Source organism: Bacillus sp. AFS055030 (genome assembly GCF_002574545.1).
Classification (GTDB): Bacteria; Bacillota; Bacilli; order Bacillales; family Bacillaceae_G; genus Gottfriedia.
In genome coordinates this window covers 47,415-67,259 of record NZ_NUGT01000035.1, presented here as the reverse complement: position 1 = coordinate 67,259, position 19,845 = coordinate 47,415, and the positions used below count along the sequence as shown (strand labels likewise).

Genomic DNA, 19,845 nt, shown 5'->3' with positions numbered 1-19,845 from the left:
TGGACTTTGTTATACATTGTAGAATTATTTTAAGTATATTAGGTAGGAAAAATTTAACTTTATATTGAATGTTGTAAAAACACATAATTTTCAGGAGGATCCCAAATGTCAGTAATTTTTACAAGTAAAGACATTTCAAAGAAATTAAAAATAGGTAAATCTCGTGTAAGAGAAATTAGTAAGGAACTAGAAAAGAAAGAATATCATTTTACAAAGAATCAAGATACAAGAATCTATAATCAAAACGATTTCGAATTATTTCAAATGATCATTAAAGAGTACCATCAGAATGAAAATGTTTTACAATCAGTTGAATATGCTTTAAATTACCTGTCAAATCAAAGCCAACCTGAAGTTCATGCAATCGAAACATCTTCAATTGAGATTGAAACGACAGAAGAAAATAATGAAATCGTTACGAATAACACCCCAAATATTCCTCTAGAACATAACATACATAATCGTTTAGACATGAAGAATGACCTGGAACTTTTTGAAGTACAGAAAGATGCTATTGCTGAAGTTGCTGTTTCCAAAATTGAAACGATTAATTCAGAATTAACCCATCATTCACCTTTACAAGATGAAGCACAGATAGAAGCTTATGGATCCCAATTAGAATCAATCAAAGTAGCTAAGATTAGTCAATTAACTTCACAAAATACAAACCATTTAGAAGAATCACTTACTCAACTAGAAACAATTGAAGAATTCGAAATGGAGCAACCTGTTTCACAACATACTGAAAAATTTGAAGAGCCTGTATCACAAGTAGAAATATTTGAAGATGTCGTAGTGGACCAATCAGTACTAAAAGAAGAGCAAGAGGTTGAAAATGTCCAAGCATACCGTTTTGAAGAAATGACTGTTGAACAAGTACTTGAGGAAAATAAAAAACTACCTGATGAAGTAGTTCTTTCAAAGGCAGATGAATCAAACGTAGTAACTGAACCTATTGTTTCAAAAGAAAATGTCACTACATTTGTACCGACAAATACAAATCAAATTATGTTTGAAGAGTTTATGTCTCAAATTACGAATCTAGCTTATCAAAATGAACAAATACTTACTCAAAATCAAACATTAATCAAACAGAACTTGGAGAAGGATCAAAAGTTAGAAAAAATATTATATTCAGTTGAAGAAAAAAGTGAAGAGCTTCAAGGGTTAGCAACAGTAATCGAAGAAAAAGATGAAAAATTAGAGCAAATGTTTGAAGAAATAAAAACGAAAGAATCTGGCCGAGATGCCCAATTAATGAGGATGATTAGAGAATTACAGGAAACAAAAAAGATGGTTGCTGCTTCTAAGGAAAGAGACTGGAAGAATGCAATTAAATCACTCTTTTTTAAACCAAAGTCAGTAAAGTAGTTTGTTTATTATTTAGTATTTAATTTAAAGAATTTTAGTTAGATAAGAGAAGGGGATTTTCCCTTCTCTTTATTCTTTCATTCTACTTCTTCCATCTGTTCTTGATGATAGGCCGGTAATACAATATGAACTTCAGTGCCTTTACCTTCTTCACTTAAGTACTCAATCGTTCCCTTATGGGCCTCGATGATACTAAAAGTAACCATTAGACCTAGACCTGTTCCTTTTTCTTTTAAAGAATAAAAAGGTTGTCCTAATCGATCTAATTGTGCTTTCGACATCCCTACCCCATTATCTTTAACGACAATTCGTATGGATTCTTTATCTCTTACCTTCTCAATATTTGCTTCAATTTTAATATAGCCTTTCGTTTCCTTTATAGCTTCTACACCATTTTTTAGAACATTAATGATTGCTTGTTTAAGCTTAGCTCGATCTCCGACAGTATACATATCCTCATTTACATTTACTTGTAAGAAAGCACCTTGCAGTGATGCATAACTTGACATTAATGTAGTAACTTCATTCAGTTGTTCAGTCATATTGATTATTTTCTTTTCTTCGATTTGCGGTCTAGCTAAGTTTAAATAGTCCGAAATGATATTTTCAGCTCGGTCTAGTTCAGCTAATACAAGTTTCATATATTCTCTATTCGTTCCACTTTCTTGATTTTCAATCAACTGAATGAAACCCCTTACAACTGTTAATGGATTTCTAACTTCATGCGCTACACTCGCAGCTAGCTCACTTACCATATTTAATTTCTCGGATTTTTGCATTTGAACACGGATTTCTGCATTTTCAAATAAAAACTCTCTTAAATAAACATGAAACAGCATTGTAATGGTTAAAACAGTAAAAAATATGCACGCCGAAAAAATGGTTTGATCTGATTGGTACTCTTTTATACCATTAACTGTTGCTTCATAATAAAGCAAACAGACCATGCTGAAGGAAAATAAAATTGGCATTAAAATACTTAAAGCAAATTTCTTTCGTTTAGAAAAACTAACCCAATGTGGTGAAACAATAAATGGTAGAATACACGAAATCACTTCAAATGGAAAGGATTTCAACGATGCTAAACCATATAGTAAATAAACAAAAACTGCCTTCGTTAATATAATAATCGTTCCGATCAATCTACCACCATATAAAATAGATGAATAGATTAATAAAATACTAAAAGTAATAGCCATGCTCTCACTAATGTGAATTGGGTAAAGCAAGCAAATAAAAATATTAAAAAAAGTTAGCAATCCAACTAAAATTCTATTTTGTTTTGGGCTTGTATTGTGGTATCTACTAAGCCAGAACATTTCGTATAAAAAGACCGGAATGATTATGATTGCAAATTGAATTAATAAATCTTTTAATTGCAGCATTAAAGTGTCCCCCACCCCTTCTTTCAACAAATTATAACATAGTTATTTAAACTTCTAATTATTAATACAAAAAATTCAAAAAAAACATTTCTACATAGAACGTCACATTATTACAAAGTATTCTAAAATATAAGAAAAGTCGTCAAACTTAAGTGCTTAACGACTTAAAACCAACCTTTTCTTTTAAAAAATATGTACATTAAGATCGTAACAAATCCCATAAAAATTAAGATAAATAAGTACCCATATTTCCATGTTAATTCTGGCATATAATGAAAATTCATTCCATATAAACCTACGATAAACGTTAGTGGTAAAAAGAAAGATGAGATGATGGTTAATGTTTTCATAATATTATTCATTTTCTCTGAGCTTAATGAAAAATAGCTTTCACGAATATCGGAAGCTACATCTCGATTCGTCTCAATCATATCCGAAAGTTTCATTAAATGATCGTGTATGTCTTCAAAGTAAATTCGATGTTCCGATATATCTTTAAATCGATTCGAATTAAGGATTCGATATAATAAATCACGAGTTGGTAAAATCGTTCTTCTTAATTTCGATAAATCCGATTTAATATCATATAATCTTTCAACAACATTATTTACTTGTTTCTTTAAAGGATCAATCTCTAAGTCTGATAGCTCATCCTCCAAACGATAAATAAGTGGAAAATAGCTATCTACAAGCTCATCAATAATTCGATGCGTTAAATGAAGTGGACTCTTCGAAGCCCGACGATCTGATTTCATATTTTCTAAAACTAATTGTATAGCCGGACTTTTATGAATATGAAATGTGATGACATAATGGTCACTTACAAATATATCCAGTTCCGTCTCCTCTAAATCTGATTTATTTAATTCGTGCAAAATTAAAAAGTGATATCCTTCGTAATAATCAAGTTTAGGTCGTTGTACATACTCCAAACAATCTTCAATCGCTAAAGGATGAAAATTAAATTCAGTTGTTAAAAGTTGAATCTCATCTTCAGTTGGTTCATTAATATCTACCCAATACCATAAGTATTTATTTGATCTTGCGTCTGCAATTGTAATATTTCGATCAATTACTTTATTTTTTGTGATTCCTATTACTTGTAACAAGTTTTTACACACCTTCTTTAGGCAATCAAATTATTTCACTACTAAATTCTTTTTTTATTATATGGTAAAATGAAGGAAATTTCATTGAATTGATAGTTCGATTAAAAAATTTTAATTTACATATAAAAATAATAAGTTGAGGGATTTAAAATGAACCGATTTATAAACGAAAGTGTAAAAGAAATACAAATCTCTGGTATTAGAAAATTTGCCCAAAAAATTGAAAAATATGATAATGTTATTGCATTAACATTAGGCCAACCTGATTTTCCAACTCCAGCGCCTATTAAAGAAGCTGCTATTTCTGCAATTAATCAAAATCATACAGTCTATACTCCTAATGCAGGACTGCCAGCACTTAGAAATGCTGCTTCTAACTTTTTAAAGCAAAAATATTCGCTATCATATGATCCAACAAATGAAGTAATCGTTACTGTAGGGGCTAGTCAGGCACTTGATGTTACATTTAGAACAATCCTTAACGAAGAATGTGAGGTTATTTTACCTGCACCAATCTACCCTGGCTATGCACCTATTATTCAAACATGTGGGGCAACTCCAGTCTTTGTAGATACATCTAATAGTGGTTTTAAAATTACACCTGAATTATTGGAAGAACATATTACTGAAAAAACACGTTGTATTGTTTTACCTTATCCAAATAACCCAACAGGCGTCACATTAACGAAAGAGGAACTTGAGAATTTAGCTAACTATTTATCTCAGAAAGATTTGTTCATTTTATCAGACGAAATATATAGTGAACTGACATATGATTCTACTCATACATCAATTGCAAGTTACCCTGGAATGAGAGAAAAAACAATTGTCATAAACGGTCTTAGTAAATCTCACTCTATGACTGGTTGGAGAATTGGATTTATCTATGCACCTGCTTACTTAGCACAAGAAATCTTAAAAGTACATCAGTATAATGTATCATGCGCTACATCAATATCTCAATATGCAGCAATTGCAGCTTTAACTGATTGTATTGATTCACCAATGGAAATGGCTAAGGAATATAAAATAAGACGTAATTATATGATTAATCGATTAGAGATGATGGGGCTACCTTGTATTAAGCCAGAAGGTGCATTTTATTTATTCCCATCAATTAAAGAATTCAACATGCCTTCTATGGAATTTGCACTAAATCTAGTAGAAAAACATAATCTAGCGGTTATTCCTGGAGAAGCTTTTTCTGAATATGGAGATTCATCTATTCGATTATCTTACGCTTATTCAATGAAAGAATTAGAAATTGCATGTGATCGATTAGAAGAGTTTGTAACGAGTCTTAGAAATTAAAAAAAGCAGGGGAAGAATTACAAATCTTCCCCTGCTTTTTTTATCTAGCTTGTATTACGCTTGTTTTGAATAACAAGTCCTGAATGGTTTTATGATCTTTTCTAAATAGCATTAAATAGACATTAACAATTAATGGTACACCTAAAAATAAAACTGATATAGCTGCGAGAAAAATAAAACGAATGAAAAATAAGATCATTGTCGTTTCTTCATAGTTATCTTTTATCATTTTAATAGCTAAAAATCTTTGACCAAATGTCATTCCTTTATTAAATTTTGGAACAACTACAAATAATATGATCATTATAATTGAAATAACGATTAAATCGACCGTTGAGTTTCCTGATGTAGAATTAAAACGACTTAATATCTTCTCAGGATTCATCGTAATAATCGCGATAATGATCCCATACGCTACTGAAATAATAAACGTATCGATTAAAAACGCACTTAATCGTTGATAAAACTTTGCAAGTTGAAAATTCTGCACTTGTTAACCTCTATTCATTATATTATTGAATGTGGTGAGACGGATCGTATAAAGTATAAAGTGCTTGCGTTCCTTTTTCATCTAATCCATTTTTAGACAGTTCGTCATAGCATTTTTTTGCAAGTAAAAGTCCTGGTAGATTTAATTCCATCTTCTCTGCCTCTTCAATTGCGATTCCCATATCTTTTATAAAATGTTTAATATAAAATCCTGGTTCGAAATCACCTTTTAAAACACGAGGTGCTAGATTAGATAATGACCAACTACCTGCTGCACCAGTAGAAATACTTCCTAATACTTTTTCACCGTCTAATCCAGCTTTTGAAGCATATGCAAGTGCTTCACAAACGCCTAACATACCAGAAGCTATTGCAATTTGATTACACATTTTTACATGCTGCCCACTACCAGCATTTCCATGATAAGCAATATTTTTTCCTAAAACATCAAATAAGCTGGTCATTTTATGAAAAGTTTCTTCTTCTCCTCCAACCATAATCGCTAATCTAGCTTCTCTTGCACCTAAATCCCCACCTGACACAGGTGCATCTAATGATGACATACCTAATAACTTTGTATGCTCATCAATTTTTTTGGCTAAAGTTGGTGTTGAAGTTGTAAAGTCGATAAATGTAGTCCCCTTTGAAGCCGATTGGATGATCCCATTTTCGCCAAAATATACTTCTTCTAAATCACTTGGATAGCCGACCATCGTACAAATTACCTGACAATTTGGAGCTAATTCTTTCGGTGTATCATACCAAATTGCCCCTAAATCAATTAACTCACTTGCTTTTTCTTTTGTACGGTTATAAATATGTAATTTCGCACCTGCATTGATTAAATGCTTTGCCATACTTTTACCCATAACACCAATACCGATAAATCCAATTTGCAAATCTTTTAAACTAATTGCTCCCATTTTTTCCACACCCCTCATTGAATATCCACATATAAAATTACCATAAAAATAACTAATTAAAAAGATTGAGCTAACTAAGTAAACTAAATATTATTTCAAAATTATATTTAGTTTATTTCAATACTAATTTGTTGACTCTAATAATGGAACTTTTCTATATTAAATAAGTACATAAAAATGTATCTAATTCACCTAATTTTTGGAGGTATTTTCATATGAAAAATGAACAATTTTTTGAAATGATTAAAGAACGAAACTCTACTAGAGTATTCGATTCATCTACTGAAATCAGTAGTAGCGAAATTACTGAACTTCTTGATGCTGCAATGACTGCACCATCTGCTTGGAATTTACAACATTGGAAATTCGTTGTATTCCATGGTGAGAATGCGCAAGGTAAATTATTACCTGTTGCATATAACCAAGGCCAGATCAAAGATGCTTCTTGTGTAATTGCTGTATTGGCCGATACACAATCAGCCAAAAATGTTGACTTAGTTTTTGGACCTGCAGTTGAAGCTGGTTATATGACCCAAGAAGCAAAAGACAAATTAAAAGCAAACGTTGAAAATGCGTATGCAACAGAGCAACGCAATCGTGAACAAGGAATCTTGAATTCATCTCTTGCTGCTATGCAATTAATAATGGCTGCTTCTGCAAAAGGTTGGAATACTTGTGCAATCGGTGGATTTAATGAACAAGCATTTAAAGAAAATTTCTTAACAGATGATCGCTATATTCCAACGATGTTGATTGCCATTGGTAAAGAAAAGGTACCTGGACATCATACAACACGTTTTTCTGCAAAAGAAATGTCGATTTGGATTTAATCTTAAAATGAAAAGGGATTCTGACAAAAGTCGGAGTCCCTTTTATGTCATTTAAGTTTCATTAACAATGTTGTTCAACAGTAATGATTAATTTCTTAAGTAATTCTAAAGAAGAATCAATTGCTAATGAATAGTATCTATGAGTACCTTTTTGCTCAATTTGTACTAAATGATTATCACGTAATATCTTTAAATGGTGCGATATAGCGGGTCTAGATAATGAAGTTTTTTCTGTAATTTCATTAACAGTTAGCGCTTCACCTTCTGACAACATTAAAATGATATCCTGTCTGTAAGGATCGCTTAACGCTTGGAACAACGGAATACATTCTCTAAATACTTCAACTGCTTCTTTACTCAAATCTTCCACCTACTTTTATTATCCAAAAATAATCTTATTCGTTTAATAATTTAAACATACACTAAATTAAAGAAGTGAATTTGTCAACAGTAGGCGTTTTTTATTCAGAATCAAATATAATCTTAAAAATAAAACAACAGGTTTCCCTGTTGTTTTAAATTAAATGCTATTTACTAAATTAACAACTTCTTCAGCTGTAGACATAGATAAAGCTTTTTGTGCTAATAATTCCATCTCAGCTTTAGAAAGTTTAGCCATTTGACTACGAGCAGGTAGGATAGAAGTAGCACTCATAGAGAATTCGTGTAAGCCTAATCCTACAAGTAAAGGAATAGCTAATGCATCTCCAGCCATCTCTCCACACATTCCAGCCCATTTACCTTCTTTGTTTGCAGCATCGATTACCATTTTAACTAATCTTAAAATAGATGGGTTATATGGTTGATATAAATATGAAACTTGTTCATTCATTCGATCAGCAGCCATTGTATATTGGATTAAATCGTTTGTCCCGATACTAAAGAAGTCAACTTCCTTAGCAAATACATCTGCTAGAACAGCAGAAGCAGGAATCTCTACCATCATACCAATTTCAATATTGTCTGAAACTTGAACATTTTCTTTTACTAATTGTTCTTTTTCTTCTAATAAAACAGCTTTTGCAGCTCTGAACTCATCTAAAGTTGCAATCATTGGGAACATAATTTTCAAATTACCATATACACTAGCACGAAGTAATGCACGTAATTGAGTACGGAATATGTCCTTTTGATCTAAACATAAACGAATCGCTCGGTATCCTAAGAATGGATTCATTTCTTTTGGTAAGTGTAAATAAGATAATTCTTTATCTCCACCGATATCTAGTGTTCTTACTACTACCGGCTTATCACCCATACTTTCAAGAACTGATTTGTATGATTCAAACTGCTCTTCTTCTGATGGGAAGTTATCGCGTCCCATATATAGGAACTCAGTACGGTAAAGACCTACACCTTCACCACCATTATTGATAACGCCTTCTACATCATTTGGTGTACCAATATTAGCTACTAACTCAACATGATGTCCATCTTTCGTTACAGTTGGTTCATTTTTCAGTTTAGCCCATTCAATTTTTTGAAGCTCGAATTTTTCTTTTTTAGCTTTATACTCTTCTAATTCTTCATTAGAAGGATCTACTATTACATGGCCATCTAATCCATCTACAATGACCATTACGCCATTTTCGATTTTACCTGTCACTTCTTTTGTCCCTACAACAGCAGGAATTTCAAGAGAACGAGCCATAATCGCTGAGTGAGAAGTACGACCACCAATATCAGTAGTAAAACCTAACGCATATTTACGATTTAATTGTGCTGTATCAGATGGTGTTAAATCTTCTGCAATAATAATAACTTCCTCAGTAATATTTGCAGGGTTAGAAATTGTAACACCTAAAAGATGCGCCATTACACGTTTCGTAACATCGCGGATATCTGCAGCACGTTCCTTCATATATTCATTATCCATGCTTTCAAACATTTGAACGAACATTGAAGCAACTTCATTCATAGCAAAATCAGCGTTGACACTTTCAGACTTAATTTTATCTTTAACTGGGTTAACTAGCTCTGGATCATTTAAAACTAAGATGTGCGCAGAAAAGATTGCAGCTTTATCTTCACCAAGTTCAGCATTCGCATGATCACGAATTTTTTCTAATTCAGTGTTAGAAACTTGAATGGCATTGTCAAGTTTAGCTATTTCAGCATCAATATCTGAAATTTGCTTTTTAACAATGTTTAATTCAGGATTTTCTAAACGAAATGCTTTTGCAATCGCAATTCCACTAGAAGCGGCAATACCTTTAATATGTAAAGACATTATTCGCCTAATCCTTCTTTTTTCATTGTATCTTCGATTGCAGCAAGTGCTTGATCTGCATCTTCACCGTTAGCAGTAATTTTGATCTCAGTTCCTTGTTGAATTCCTAAAGACATTACACCCATGATTGATTTTAAGTTAACTGTTTTACCATTATACTCAAGATTGATATCTGAATTAAATTTACCTGCTACATTTACTAATAATGTTGCTGGACGAGCGTGGATTCCAGAATCAGCTGTTACTTTAAAAGTTTTTTCCATAATAATTTATCTCCTTTGTGATTAAATCTACATTTTTGGTATAGACGTTTGGCCTACTCTAAATATTCTATTAAAAGGGGTGCATAGTGTCAACTATACTACCCCTTTTAAAATCAAACATTTTTCGTCTATTTAATTAGATTTATTTAATCTTAATGATGCCTACTTCACCTTTTGATTGCTTACCTGGTTTTTCGATTACAACTTGTTGTCCTTCACTTAAATTTGTAAATACAACTGGTGTAATTGTAGACGGTGCATTTTCACGAATAAAGTGTAAATCAATTTTAACTAATTGTTGACCTTTAGTTACTTTCTCACCTTGTGATACCAGTACTTCAAAGCCTTCACCGTTTAGTTTTACAGTATCGATTCCGATATGAATTAAAATTTCTTTTCCACCATTTGATAAAATACCAATCGCATGTTTTGTTGGGAATACATTTACAATTTCCCCATCTACAGGAGATACAACTGTACCTTCTGAAGGAATAATCGCAAATCCATCACCCATCATTTTTCCAGAAAATACCTGGTCTGGTACTTCTGTAATTGGGATGATTTCTCCTTCAATTGGATTAATAATCGCCTCTTCAATCGCAGTATCTACTGCTGATGCTGTTTCTTTATGTGCCTCTTGACTAACAACCGGTGTTTTTCCAGTCATAATGTCTTTAATTTGTGATTTTAATGTATCTGATTTAGGTCCAAAGATTGCTTGAATATTATTTCCAACCTCAAGAACTCCAGCGGCACCTAATGCTTTTAAGCGATCTTTATTTACTTCGTCTTTTGAATTAACTTGTACTCGTAATCGTGTGATACATGCATCTAATGAAGAAATATTACTTTTTCCACCTAAAGCTTGTAAAATTTCATATGGTAATTCATTAGCTGGCGTATTACTTGTAGTATCTTCAGCGATTGCATCTTCACGACCTGGCGTTTTTAAATTCCATTTTCTAATAGCAAATCTAAAACCGAAGTAGTAAATCACTGCTAATACTAAACCGACGATGATTACCCACCACCAGCCAGTTCTATTCGGTAAAACACCGAATAATAAGAAGTCGATTAAACCACCAGAGAACGTCATACCAATTTTAACATTTAATAATTGCATGATCATAAATGATAAACCAGCGAAGATTGCGTGTATTCCAAATAGTACTGGAGCAACAAATAAGAATGAGAATTCAATTGGCTCTGTAATACCTGTTAAGAATGAAGTTAACGCTGCTGATGCTAAAATACCACCAGCGATTTTTTTATTTTCAGGTTTTGCTTCATGATACATAGCTAATGCAGCAGCAGGTAGACCAAACATCATGAATGGGAATTTACCTACCATGAATGTACCAGCAGTTAATTTTACTCCGTCTTTTAATTGAGCGAAGAAGATTTTTTGATCCCCGTGTACAACCAAACCAGTTTTATCAGTATATGAACCAAACTCAAACCAGAAAGGTGCATAGAAAATATGATGTAAACCAAATGGAATTAATGAACGCTCAATAACACCAAAAATAAATGCCGATAATGTTAAGTTCGCATCAATCATATTATGTGAAAATGTGTTTAAACCGTGCTGAATTGGTGGCCAAATAAAGCACATTAAAATACCAAGTAATACTGAAAACGCTGCAGTAGCAATTGGTACAAATCGTTTACCTGCAAAGAAACCTAAGTATGATGGTAAATCAATTTCAAAGAATTTATTGTAAGCCCATGCAGCTAAAATACCGACGATAATACCACCAAATACACCTGTTTGTAATGTAGGTATACCTAATACAAACGCAAATGATGGATCATCAAATTTAGCAATATTTAATGCTTTATCTAAAACAACATAATGTCCAACATCTTTGAACACACTCATTGTTTTATTCATAATTAGGAATCCGACGATTGCTGCTAAACCTGCAACACCTTCTCCTCCTGCTAAACCAACGGCAACACCTACTGCAAATAATAATGCCAAATTACCAAAAATGATGTCACCTGATTGTTCCATAACTTTTGCTACTAGTTGGAACCATTGTGCATCAAGAAACGGTAAATACTTTAATGTTTGTGGATTTTGAAATGCATTACCAAATGCAAGTAACAATCCGGCAGCTGGCAAAATTGCAACAGGAAGCATAAGCGCTTTACCAACTTTTTGTAAAACTCCAAAGATCTTCTTAAACATTGTTTTCCTCCTTTTATCCAAACAAAAAAGGCATGAGCAGAAAAAATGAGATTATTGAATCCTGGATATAGTTTCCCCTACCCAAGTATAATAATTCACATTTTTTCAACTCATGCCTGATCGAATCAGTAACACGTATAATGTGTACTCTATTCAATTATGTTTTAATATGATTTCGCTTTCATTATATCTATAGATTTTAAAAATATCAAGTCAAAAAACCTATCAATTTTTAATATTTTTTTACTATGTTAAAAAAAGCGCTAAATTGTTGTTTAGGCTTATTGAATTATTTTTTAATTTTACTTTGAACAAGTCGTTCTAAGTGTAAGGTTAAGTAGATTACTTCGGCTTCACTTGCTTTTTTATTTAATGAAGCTTGGATTGACTTTAAAATTTTCCATGCTAAATCATAGCAGATGGGGTATTCTTTTTTTAAGATAATACCTAAAGCTGGTGACTCTTCAGATGAATTACCATGAAAAATACGGTCAATTAAAAATCGCAAATGACGAACTAATCTTGAATAGTGAATACTTTCTTTATCAATTTCAATTTGTAAATATTCTTCTATATAGATTACTAAATCTTTAATAATCTGAGAGAACTTATTTACATCCGATAGAACTTCCATCGATAAATTACTAACGATATGGAGAGTTACAAACCCTACTTCTTCAATCGGTAAATTTATATCAATTTCTTTATTTATCAAATCAATTACTTCTTGTGCAATTTTAAAATACTCTGGATACATTGCTTTCGTTTCCTGTAAAAACGGATTATCAACATTATAACCTTCTCGAATACGCTTAATCGCAAATATTAAGTGGTCTGTTAACCCGATATGAATTTGCTCATTTAATGTACATCCTGTTCTTTCAGAAATTAAATAGATCGCCTGCTGTAGCGTACCCATTAATTTTTCATCCATAAAGTTAATTAGTGATTTATATTGTTTTTGTTTTTGTTCATCTTTTAAAATAAACATTTTTTCTACTACACCTTCGGAAATTAAATCTCCTCTAGTTTTATTAAAACCGATGCCTTTACCTAACAAAACTACTTCTGTATGATCGGGATTTTTCGCTATTAAAACATTATTATTAAGAACTTTTTTGATTGTGTAACATACTGACATCTCTGACATTATTTTTATCACCCCCAAGTTTAAAAAATCGCTTATATATCATAACATAATTTTTCTGAAAAAGTTAAAACACAGTTTAAGTTTTGTAAATTAATCATTTTTTTTTGATTATCTATTATATTAGGATAGAATAGAAAAGTAAAAAGTATAATATAAATTGAGTAGGAGTTAAAAATAATGATTAAGTTATTTGTTAGTGATCTAGATGGGACAATGTTTCATCAAGGGCAACTATTTGAACATGATGTAGAAGCATTAAAAAAACTTCTAGATCAAGGTGTCTTATTATGTTTTGCTTCCGGACGCTTAGATTATGAAATCGTAAAAATCATGGAAAGCTTAGAAGGTAATTTTCACCGTATTAGTATGAATGGAACTTATATTTATTCAAATGATGGCGAAGCATTGTTAGATGCTACCTTTCATCCAAGTGTAATTGACAGAGTTTATGAAATGATTTCTAACGATAAATTTTTAATTTACGTAGCGGACAATTCAACATACTATATTGAAGAGAAAACTGATTTAGTGAAAGAAATCGAAAAAAACTCTAGCATGAAAACAATTGAATTAAAAACACTAAAAACTGATTTAGGTAAATCAATCACACCAAAAAAATATGTAGTTTTAGGTGAAGATGAGGACTTACTTGAACTTCAAAAAGAATTACAAAAAGAATTACCTGAATTTGTAACTTCATTTATTTCTGCTAAAAATTGTTTAGATATCGTTCCAGTAAATGTTAGTAAAGGTTCAGCAATTCAAATATTAATCGAAAAATTAGGTATTAAACGAGATGAAATTGCTTGTATTGGTGATGCTTACAATGATATCTCTATGTTTGAACTAACTCCTCATAGCTTTGCAATGGAAAATGCTGACGATGAAGTTAAGAAATATGCTTCATATATTGTTCCTTCAGTAGCTGAAGCAGTTAATATTGTTTCACAAATTAAGTAAAATGAAAGGGTGCTAAATTGAGCACCCTTTTTTTATTGAAATATAATGTATGGGAGTCTTGTGATTTCGATTAATCAGATTGCTCTTTTTTATGAACCTCTTAATCGTTATAGTTCGATAATCATTTTACTGGATATTTTTCTAATGGCAGTTTCATCTAAAAAATGAAAAAAGAGTGCTAAAAAAGCACTCTTTTAACGATCAATATCAATTGTAAAACGATAACGATCAGCTCGGTAAATACAGCTTACATATTCAAGTGGGATTCCATCATTAATAAACGTTACTTGGTGTAATTCAAGTGCAGGAGAATCCTCTGCTACCTCAAGGATTAATGAATCTTTTTCTGTCATTAAAGATGCTTTAATCCATTTTGTAGCTTTTTCAATTGAATAACCTAATGTAACTTCAAAATATTCATATAAGGAATGATTTAGGACTTTTTCATCAATTCGATTTACTAATTTTTTTGGTAGGTACGTTGTTTCAATGGCAATGGGATGCTCATTTGCTAAGCGACATCTTTCAATTTTAAAAATTTCAGAGCCACTTTCAATTGATAACACTTCTGCTAAGTATTCATCAGCTTCAATTGTCGAAAAGCCAAGTAATTTATTAGTAGGGGTCAATCCTATGGATGTAATGTCCTCAGAAAAACTCCTTAATGATTTTAATGATTCCTCAACTTCAATTCCATCTTTTACTGATACAAACGTACCAATTCCGCGTTTCCGGCTTATTAATGATTCCTTTACAAGATTGTTTAATGCTTGTCTTATTGTCATCCTGCTTACATTTAACATCTCACTCAATGTTTGCTCAGAAGGAATTCGCTCACCAGGTTTCCATTCTCCTGAGTTAATTTTAAGCTTTAAAATTTCTTGTATTTGGAAATAAATCGGTAACGGTGAATTTTTATCTAGTTTTAACATTATTTATGACAAAGTGAGTAAGCTTCTTCATCAACAACAATTGTTACGTTGTTGTGGTTTTGGAGTGCAGTAGCAGGACAGTTAATATCTAATTTTCCATTTAACATTTCCTTGACTGCTTCAGCCTTTTTGATGCCTGAAGCTACTAAAATGATTTCTTTTGCTCTCATAATTGAACCAATTCCCATCGTTACTGCATGTGTAGGGACATCTTCCTCGTTCTCAAAATAAATTTTATTTGCGTTACGAGTTGATTCAGTAAGTTCTACAATATGAGTAGGTGTATCAAATGGTGTCCCAGGTTCATTAAATGCAATATGACCATTTTCACCTATTCCTAAAAGTTGTAAATCTACAGGATGCTTTTGTAGTAATTCTTCATAATTTTTACAAGCTTCTTCTAGATTTTTTGTATTTCCATTTGGTAAATGGTTTTCTTTAAATTTTAAATGATTAAAAAGTTGTTCTGCCATATATGTGTGGTAGCTTGTTTGATCATCTTCTGCAAGTCCAACATATTCATCAAGATTTACAGTAATGACGTGTGATACATCTGGTTTATGAATACGGAAAAGTTCATAAATACCTAATGGAGATCCACCAGTAGCCAATCCTAAAGTGAATTCTTCTTTCCCTTCAAATGCCTTTACCATTTTTTCATATGCTACTTTTGATATTTCTTCTGCATTTTTTACTACGATTACGTTCATAAAGTCACCTCATTCATATTTTTACCTTGTCTAGTTGTATCAATAACGAAGAAATCAGGAGTCATTTGCACAAAATCAGCGTCTTTACCTGGTTCTAATGCTCCTTTATGTTTAAGACCAAACTCATTAGCTTGGTTTATTGAAGTCATTTGTACTGCTTCTTCAGGACTACATCCGGTAAAAGCCATAATGTTTCTGAATGCATCATCCATTTTTAAAATACTACCCGCAAGTGTTCCGTCTTCTAATCTTGCACTTTTATCCTTTACAAATACAGGTTGTCCACCTAATTCATACTTGCCCTCAGCTAACCCTTTTGCTCTCATCGCATCAGTAATTACGCTTATTTTCTTCGCACCTTTTAGGCGATAAGCAAGTTTTACCATATCAGGATGAATATGAATTCCATCAGGTATCACTTCTACCATTACTCTTTCATCAAGTAATACATGTCCAACAGTCCCTGCTTCACGATGATGCATAGGTCTCATTTGGTTGTATAAATGTGTAGCGTGGAAAATATTTCGACCTTCAAAATCTGATCTAATTGCATCTGAGTGACCTACTGTGCCAACTACATTAGTACGCTCTAGCTCTTTTTCTAACTCTATTGCACCTTCAACCTCAGGTGCATAAGTAACTAATTTGATTAGTCCACCAGAAGCTTCTTGCCACTCTTTAAATAGTTCAACGTCAGGGTTAATAATATATTCTAATGGCTGTGCTCCAGCTTTATTTTTATTAACAAACGGTCCTTCTAAATGAATATATTCAAAATGAGCACCAAGTTTTTTTGCTTCATTTAAAGATTTTAAAGCATTTTTAATATTTTCTTTCGATTGTGTCATGGTAGTCGGGAAGAATGTTGTTACCCCTTCCTTCATCATTTCTTTACTCATCCTTACCATTGAGTTTGGATCAGCATCCATTGCATCGACATCATATGCACCATGAATATGGACATCAATCATTCCAGGAATAATAACTGTCCCTTTTCCATCAATTATTTCTTCACCTTCATTTTCATAACCATTCATATGACCAAGAGATGAAATTTTTTCATTGTATCGAATATAGCCATTTTCAATTACTTCTTTACCTGTGTAAATTTTAACATTAATGATTGATTTCATTTACTCTCCTCTTTCCTTTGTCTAAGAAGTCTTCGTCAATACCCCAATATAGAAAGTAGTGTTTACTTAATCATCATTCACATTCATTTATATAAGTAGCTTGATTTCTTCATAACTATTTTATGATATATACTCCTAGTTGTCTATACTACTGATTCAAAAATAATAAATTAAATCACTTTTGACTAAAAAAAGAAGTATAGGTTTTTGTCCTTCATGGATCTACCAATACTTCTTCTTTTTCAATATATAATTTATGTCCATTTGTTGATAATTCGATATCTCCGAATTGGTCCGTTGTATATTGCTTAATTCCTAGGTGATTTAACCTCTTCATTACTGAACGATGAGGATGACCAAATAAATTAAATTTATCATATGAAAGAATTGCGACTGTAGGATTTACTGCAAATAAAAACGCTTCTGAAGTTGATGTTGATGATCCATGATGCGGAATTTTTAGTACTTGAGCATTGATATCCTCATTTTTAATTAACCTTTGTTCGGCTTTTCTTTCAATATCTCCAGTTAATAAAATTGAAATGTCATCATATTTTACCTTCAATACAATTGAACTATTATTATTTGTATACGATTTTTTCCCGCTATTTAAAACCGTGATATCGACATTTGGGTCAAGCATAATTTTTTCATTTAACTTTGCAATACTTATTGGAATATTCCTTTGATATGCTTCTTTCTTATATAAATAATAAGAATGTGAATTATATTTTTTCCCACTATCGAGGATTTTTGTGATTTTAACACTATTCATTACTTTTAATAACCCACCAATATGATCAATATCAGGATGTGTACTGACTAAGAGATCGATTTCATTTATATGTAGTCGTCTAAGTTTTTTTATAACCACTCCACCATGTTCCACGTCTCCTCCATCAATCAGTACCGTCTTACCATTTGGTAAAATCATAACCATGCTATCCCCTTGACCTACATCAAAAAAATAAAGATAGAAAATATGAGAGAGTATCGTCTTCGATTTTTGTTCATTCACACTTCCTCCTAACATTATTTTCTCTAAGCAATTTCCAAAGTATGTATGAAGCACATAAAATAAAGATGGAAATTGAGTATACATCAAAGTGAAATACCAATTCAAATTATGTGTAAAAGATTAGTTAATCATGATAAAAAATCACAAAAAACTGTAAGCAATTTTTTGCTTACAGTTTTACCAAATTACTCAAATACTTCCTCTAGTTTTTTTACAACTAATAAGGAATCACTTACTTGTCTCGTTGTTTGATTTGTAATGTAAACCCCATGCATCCCCAATTTTAAAGCAGGAGAAATTTCATTAATGAAGTTATCACCAATTGAAACAATTTCATGTGGCTTAACATTGAACTGATTTATTATATTTTTAAAATGCTTTTCTGTTTCTAATGGTTTCTTACCATCCGTAATTTCTAAATGAAATAAATCATTTAAATTAAGTAGTTTCAGTAATCTAGTTACATCTGCTCGATCAGAGTTTGTTAACAATACTAACTTTTTTGAATCCTTAACTTTTTCTAATGCTTCTTTTAAACCTTTTATATAAGGAATACTAAACTCTTTTGTTGCCATATACTCCTTTGTTTTATCATAACAGTGATAAACATCTTTTGCACCGTAATGATAACTTGCTACTAAAGGAATCCACCATCCATCACCTACTGGGATATATGGTAATTCATAATTAATTTTTTCAAGATAATTTTCTGGAAGTTCATTTTTAGAAAGCAGCTGCCCTTCCCAAGTAAATACTTGAATTGGATTTAATGTAATTGGATCTAACGATATAATTAAATCATTTTTCGAATCATAAATTTTGCCTATAGTTAGTGCATGGTCATAATCTTTTATTTTTTGATAATCCTTTAAAAAAGAATCACGCTTTTCTGGACTTATCTCATTCGCAAGTAATTTGGCATAGTAATCGTAGTGCTCGGTACCATCATACAAAGTACCATCTAAATCAAAAACTAATACTTTTGAATTCATTAATAAATTGTGCATTTTCTACTCCTTAGCTGTCTTTGTCTTTTACGTCTAAAATAAAATTAAATGATTTTCGATCGTCATTTAATTTAAATTCATAAAATATTTTATACATACCTGCTTCAGGTAAATCAAGTTCATAGCTTACTTTTGATTGATTATTAGGATTGCTAATTAGCCTAAAATATGTTCCTTCTTCATTCATTATATAAAATTGCTGATCAGTAAATTTGGAACGTTTTTTAAATTGATCAAAATTAAATGTAATTTTACTCTTAGTTTTTGGAAGAATTGAAGTATAAAGTAGGGAAACTCTGTAATCATCAGTTTTTTTCGTTAAAATTGCAGTCGGAAATACTTCTCCTTTTTTGTTCTTTTGCTTTTGGAAAATCTTTGTATCAAGGGTTTGATTATGTATAAATATACTAACGTAATAAGGTATATCTTTCTTAAAGGAATACTTAAATGTAAAATGGTTATTCCCATTATAGACAGGTTCAATGACTTTATAGGAATTTAATTGATCTGTCGTAATAAATATTCTAATTTTTTCTCGTTGCAATGCATTCAATGATCTAGAAGATACCGTTACTTCTTGTAAGGTTTTTTTAGTCGATAGATTCCACTTTACTTTTTGAACTTTCAGTTGGCTAACATGGCTACTACTTGATAATATACTATGATTAACTAAACGATTGCTAATTAGTAGAATAATTAAGATAGCTACACATAGAGCAGCAATAAAACGAAATTTCATAGATCATTCTCCCTTAAAAAGTTAAAATTAATAATTTTTAGTTATTTCAAGAAAGCTAAAAATTCTAATTGTAAACTCTTTCAATATTTTA

19 protein-coding genes are annotated in these 19,845 nt (G+C 31.4%); 4 read left to right on the top strand and 15 right to left on the bottom strand.

The window, feature by feature from the left end:
- Positions 1–105 precede the first annotated feature (105 nt).
- Positions 106–1,371 (top strand): DUF3967 domain-containing protein, encoded by a 1,266-nt coding sequence (locus CN925_RS14625; RefSeq protein WP_098846957.1) that lies wholly within the window; start codon positions 106–108, stop codon positions 1,369–1,371.
- 77 nt (positions 1,372–1,448) lie between these two features.
- On the opposite strand, the gene CN925_RS14620 is transcribed toward CN925_RS14625, so the two are convergent.
- Both CN925_RS14620 and corA read right to left on the bottom strand, forming a co-directional pair.
- Complete coding sequence (locus CN925_RS14620; RefSeq protein WP_098846956.1) at positions 1,449–2,756, bottom strand: ATP-binding protein; 1,308 nt, start codon at positions 2,754–2,756, stop codon at positions 1,449–1,451.
- Positions 2,757–2,920: 164 nt separating this feature from the next.
- Positions 2,921–3,865 carry a magnesium/cobalt transporter CorA gene (gene corA, locus CN925_RS14615; RefSeq protein ID WP_098846955.1) on the bottom strand — a complete coding sequence of 315 codons (945 nt, stop codon included), beginning with the start codon at positions 3,863–3,865 and terminating at the stop codon, positions 2,921–2,923.
- Positions 3,866–4,015: 150 nt separating this feature from the next.
- Between corA and CN925_RS14610 the strand changes: the two genes are divergently transcribed.
- Complete coding sequence (locus tag CN925_RS14610; RefSeq protein WP_098846954.1) at positions 4,016–5,176, top strand: aminotransferase A; 1,161 nt, start codon at positions 4,016–4,018, stop codon at positions 5,174–5,176.
- A gap of 40 nt (positions 5,177–5,216) precedes the next feature.
- On the opposite strand, the gene CN925_RS14605 is transcribed toward CN925_RS14610, so the two are convergent.
- Together CN925_RS14605 and CN925_RS14600 are read right to left on the bottom strand one after the other, a co-directional pair.
- The gene (locus tag CN925_RS14605; protein ID WP_098846953.1) at positions 5,217–5,666 is read right to left on the bottom strand and encodes an RDD family protein; all 450 of its coding nucleotides are present in this window, start codon (positions 5,664–5,666) and stop codon (positions 5,217–5,219) included.
- 22 nt (positions 5,667–5,688) lie between these two features.
- Positions 5,689–6,579: an NAD(P)-dependent oxidoreductase gene (locus CN925_RS14600; protein ID WP_098847025.1), complete on the bottom strand. Its 891-nt coding sequence runs from the start codon at positions 6,577–6,579 to the stop codon at positions 5,689–5,691.
- Between the two features lie 224 nt (positions 6,580–6,803).
- Between CN925_RS14600 and CN925_RS14595 the strand changes: the two genes are divergently transcribed.
- On the top strand, positions 6,804–7,418 hold the full coding sequence (locus CN925_RS14595) for a nitroreductase family protein (RefSeq protein WP_098846952.1): 615 nt from the start codon (positions 6,804–6,806) through the stop codon (positions 7,416–7,418).
- Positions 7,419–7,479: 61 nt separating this feature from the next.
- On the opposite strand, the gene CN925_RS14590 is transcribed toward CN925_RS14595, so the two are convergent.
- From CN925_RS14590 to glcT, 5 genes are all read right to left on the bottom strand, one after another.
- Positions 7,480–7,779, bottom strand: coding sequence for an ArsR/SmtB family transcription factor (locus tag CN925_RS14590; RefSeq protein ID WP_098846951.1), 300 nt, complete (start codon positions 7,777–7,779; stop codon positions 7,480–7,482).
- Positions 7,780–7,938: 159 nt separating this feature from the next.
- Positions 7,939–9,648 (bottom strand): phosphoenolpyruvate--protein phosphotransferase, encoded by a 1,710-nt coding sequence (ptsP, locus tag CN925_RS14585; protein ID WP_098846950.1) that lies wholly within the window; start codon positions 9,646–9,648, stop codon positions 7,939–7,941.
- Positions 9,648–9,911, bottom strand: a complete 264-nt coding sequence (locus CN925_RS14580; protein WP_098846949.1) for a phosphocarrier protein HPr — start codon at positions 9,909–9,911, stop codon at positions 9,648–9,650. Before CN925_RS14580 ends, ptsP begins: the two co-directional genes overlap by 1 nt.
- Before the next feature lie 142 nt (positions 9,912–10,053).
- On the bottom strand, positions 10,054–12,105 hold the full coding sequence (gene ptsG / locus CN925_RS14575) for a glucose-specific PTS transporter subunit IIBC (RefSeq protein ID WP_098846948.1): 2,052 nt from the start codon (positions 12,103–12,105) through the stop codon (positions 10,054–10,056).
- A gap of 289 nt (positions 12,106–12,394) precedes the next feature.
- Complete coding sequence (glcT, locus tag CN925_RS14570) at positions 12,395–13,246, bottom strand: glucose PTS transporter transcription antiterminator GlcT (RefSeq protein WP_098847024.1); 852 nt, start codon at positions 13,244–13,246, stop codon at positions 12,395–12,397.
- A gap of 186 nt (positions 13,247–13,432) precedes the next feature.
- Here glcT and CN925_RS14565 point away from each other — a divergent pair, with 186 nt between their 5' ends.
- Positions 13,433–14,215: a Cof-type HAD-IIB family hydrolase gene (locus CN925_RS14565; RefSeq protein WP_098846947.1), complete on the top strand. Its 783-nt coding sequence runs from the start codon at positions 13,433–13,435 to the stop codon at positions 14,213–14,215.
- A 194-nt stretch (positions 14,216–14,409) separates the two neighbouring features.
- Here the strand turns inward: CN925_RS14565 and CN925_RS14560 are convergent, their stop codons facing one another.
- From CN925_RS14560 to CN925_RS14535, 6 genes are all read right to left on the bottom strand, one after another.
- On the bottom strand, positions 14,410–15,147 hold the full coding sequence (locus tag CN925_RS14560) for a GntR family transcriptional regulator (RefSeq protein WP_098846946.1): 738 nt from the start codon (positions 15,145–15,147) through the stop codon (positions 14,410–14,412).
- Positions 15,147–15,857, bottom strand: coding sequence for a glucosamine-6-phosphate deaminase (gene nagB / locus CN925_RS14555; protein WP_142339237.1), 711 nt, complete (start codon positions 15,855–15,857; stop codon positions 15,147–15,149). Before nagB ends, CN925_RS14560 begins: the two co-directional genes overlap by 1 nt.
- Positions 15,854–16,990, bottom strand: coding sequence for an N-acetylglucosamine-6-phosphate deacetylase (nagA, locus tag CN925_RS14550; protein ID WP_098846945.1), 1,137 nt, complete (start codon positions 16,988–16,990; stop codon positions 15,854–15,856). Before nagA ends, nagB begins: the two co-directional genes overlap by 4 nt.
- A gap of 214 nt (positions 16,991–17,204) precedes the next feature.
- The gene (locus tag CN925_RS14545; RefSeq protein ID WP_180232970.1) at positions 17,205–18,008 is read right to left on the bottom strand and encodes a ComEC/Rec2 family competence protein; all 804 of its coding nucleotides are present in this window, start codon (positions 18,006–18,008) and stop codon (positions 17,205–17,207) included.
- Between the two features lie 185 nt (positions 18,009–18,193).
- Positions 18,194–19,015, bottom strand: coding sequence for an HAD family hydrolase (locus tag CN925_RS14540; protein ID WP_098846943.1), 822 nt, complete (start codon positions 19,013–19,015; stop codon positions 18,194–18,196).
- A gap of 10 nt (positions 19,016–19,025) precedes the next feature.
- Complete coding sequence (locus CN925_RS14535) at positions 19,026–19,754, bottom strand: hypothetical protein (protein WP_098846942.1); 729 nt, start codon at positions 19,752–19,754, stop codon at positions 19,026–19,028.
- Positions 19,755–19,845 lie beyond the last annotated feature (91 nt).

What these genes read in the sequence shown, in the direction of transcription:
- CN925_RS14625 (WP_098846957.1), top strand. Translation starts at nt 106, where the DNA reads ATGTCAGTAATTTTTACAAGTAAAGACATTTCAAAGAAATTAAAAATA.
- CN925_RS14620 (WP_098846956.1), bottom strand. Translation starts at nt 2,756, where the DNA reads ATGCTGCAATTAAAAGATTTATTAATTCAATTTGCAATCATAATCATT.
- CN925_RS14610 (WP_098846954.1), top strand. Translation starts at nt 4,016, where the DNA reads ATGAACCGATTTATAAACGAAAGTGTAAAAGAAATACAAATCTCTGGT.
- CN925_RS14595 (WP_098846952.1), top strand. Translation starts at nt 6,804, where the DNA reads ATGAAAAATGAACAATTTTTTGAAATGATTAAAGAACGAAACTCTACT.
- ptsP (WP_098846950.1), bottom strand. Translation starts at nt 9,648, where the DNA reads ATGTCTTTACATATTAAAGGTATTGCCGCTTCTAGTGGAATTGCGATT.
- CN925_RS14580 (WP_098846949.1), bottom strand. Translation starts at nt 9,911, where the DNA reads ATGGAAAAAACTTTTAAAGTAACAGCTGATTCTGGAATCCACGCTCGT.
- ptsG (WP_098846948.1), bottom strand. Translation starts at nt 12,105, where the DNA reads ATGTTTAAGAAGATCTTTGGAGTTTTACAAAAAGTTGGTAAAGCGCTT.
- glcT (WP_098847024.1), bottom strand. Translation starts at nt 13,246, where the DNA reads ATGTCAGTATGTTACACAATCAAAAAAGTTCTTAATAATAATGTTTTA.
- CN925_RS14565 (WP_098846947.1), top strand. Translation starts at nt 13,433, where the DNA reads ATGATTAAGTTATTTGTTAGTGATCTAGATGGGACAATGTTTCATCAA.
- CN925_RS14560 (WP_098846946.1), bottom strand. Translation starts at nt 15,147, where the DNA reads ATGTTAAAACTAGATAAAAATTCACCGTTACCGATTTATTTCCAAATA.
- nagB (WP_142339237.1), bottom strand. Translation starts at nt 15,857, where the DNA reads ATGAACGTAATCGTAGTAAAAAATGCAGAAGAAATATCAAAAGTAGCA.
- nagA (WP_098846945.1), bottom strand. Translation starts at nt 16,990, where the DNA reads ATGAAATCAATCATTAATGTTAAAATTTACACAGGTAAAGAAGTAATT.
- CN925_RS14540 (WP_098846943.1), bottom strand. Translation starts at nt 19,015, where the DNA reads ATGCACAATTTATTAATGAATTCAAAAGTATTAGTTTTTGATTTAGAT.
- CN925_RS14535 (WP_098846942.1), bottom strand. Translation starts at nt 19,754, where the DNA reads ATGAAATTTCGTTTTATTGCTGCTCTATGTGTAGCTATCTTAATTATT.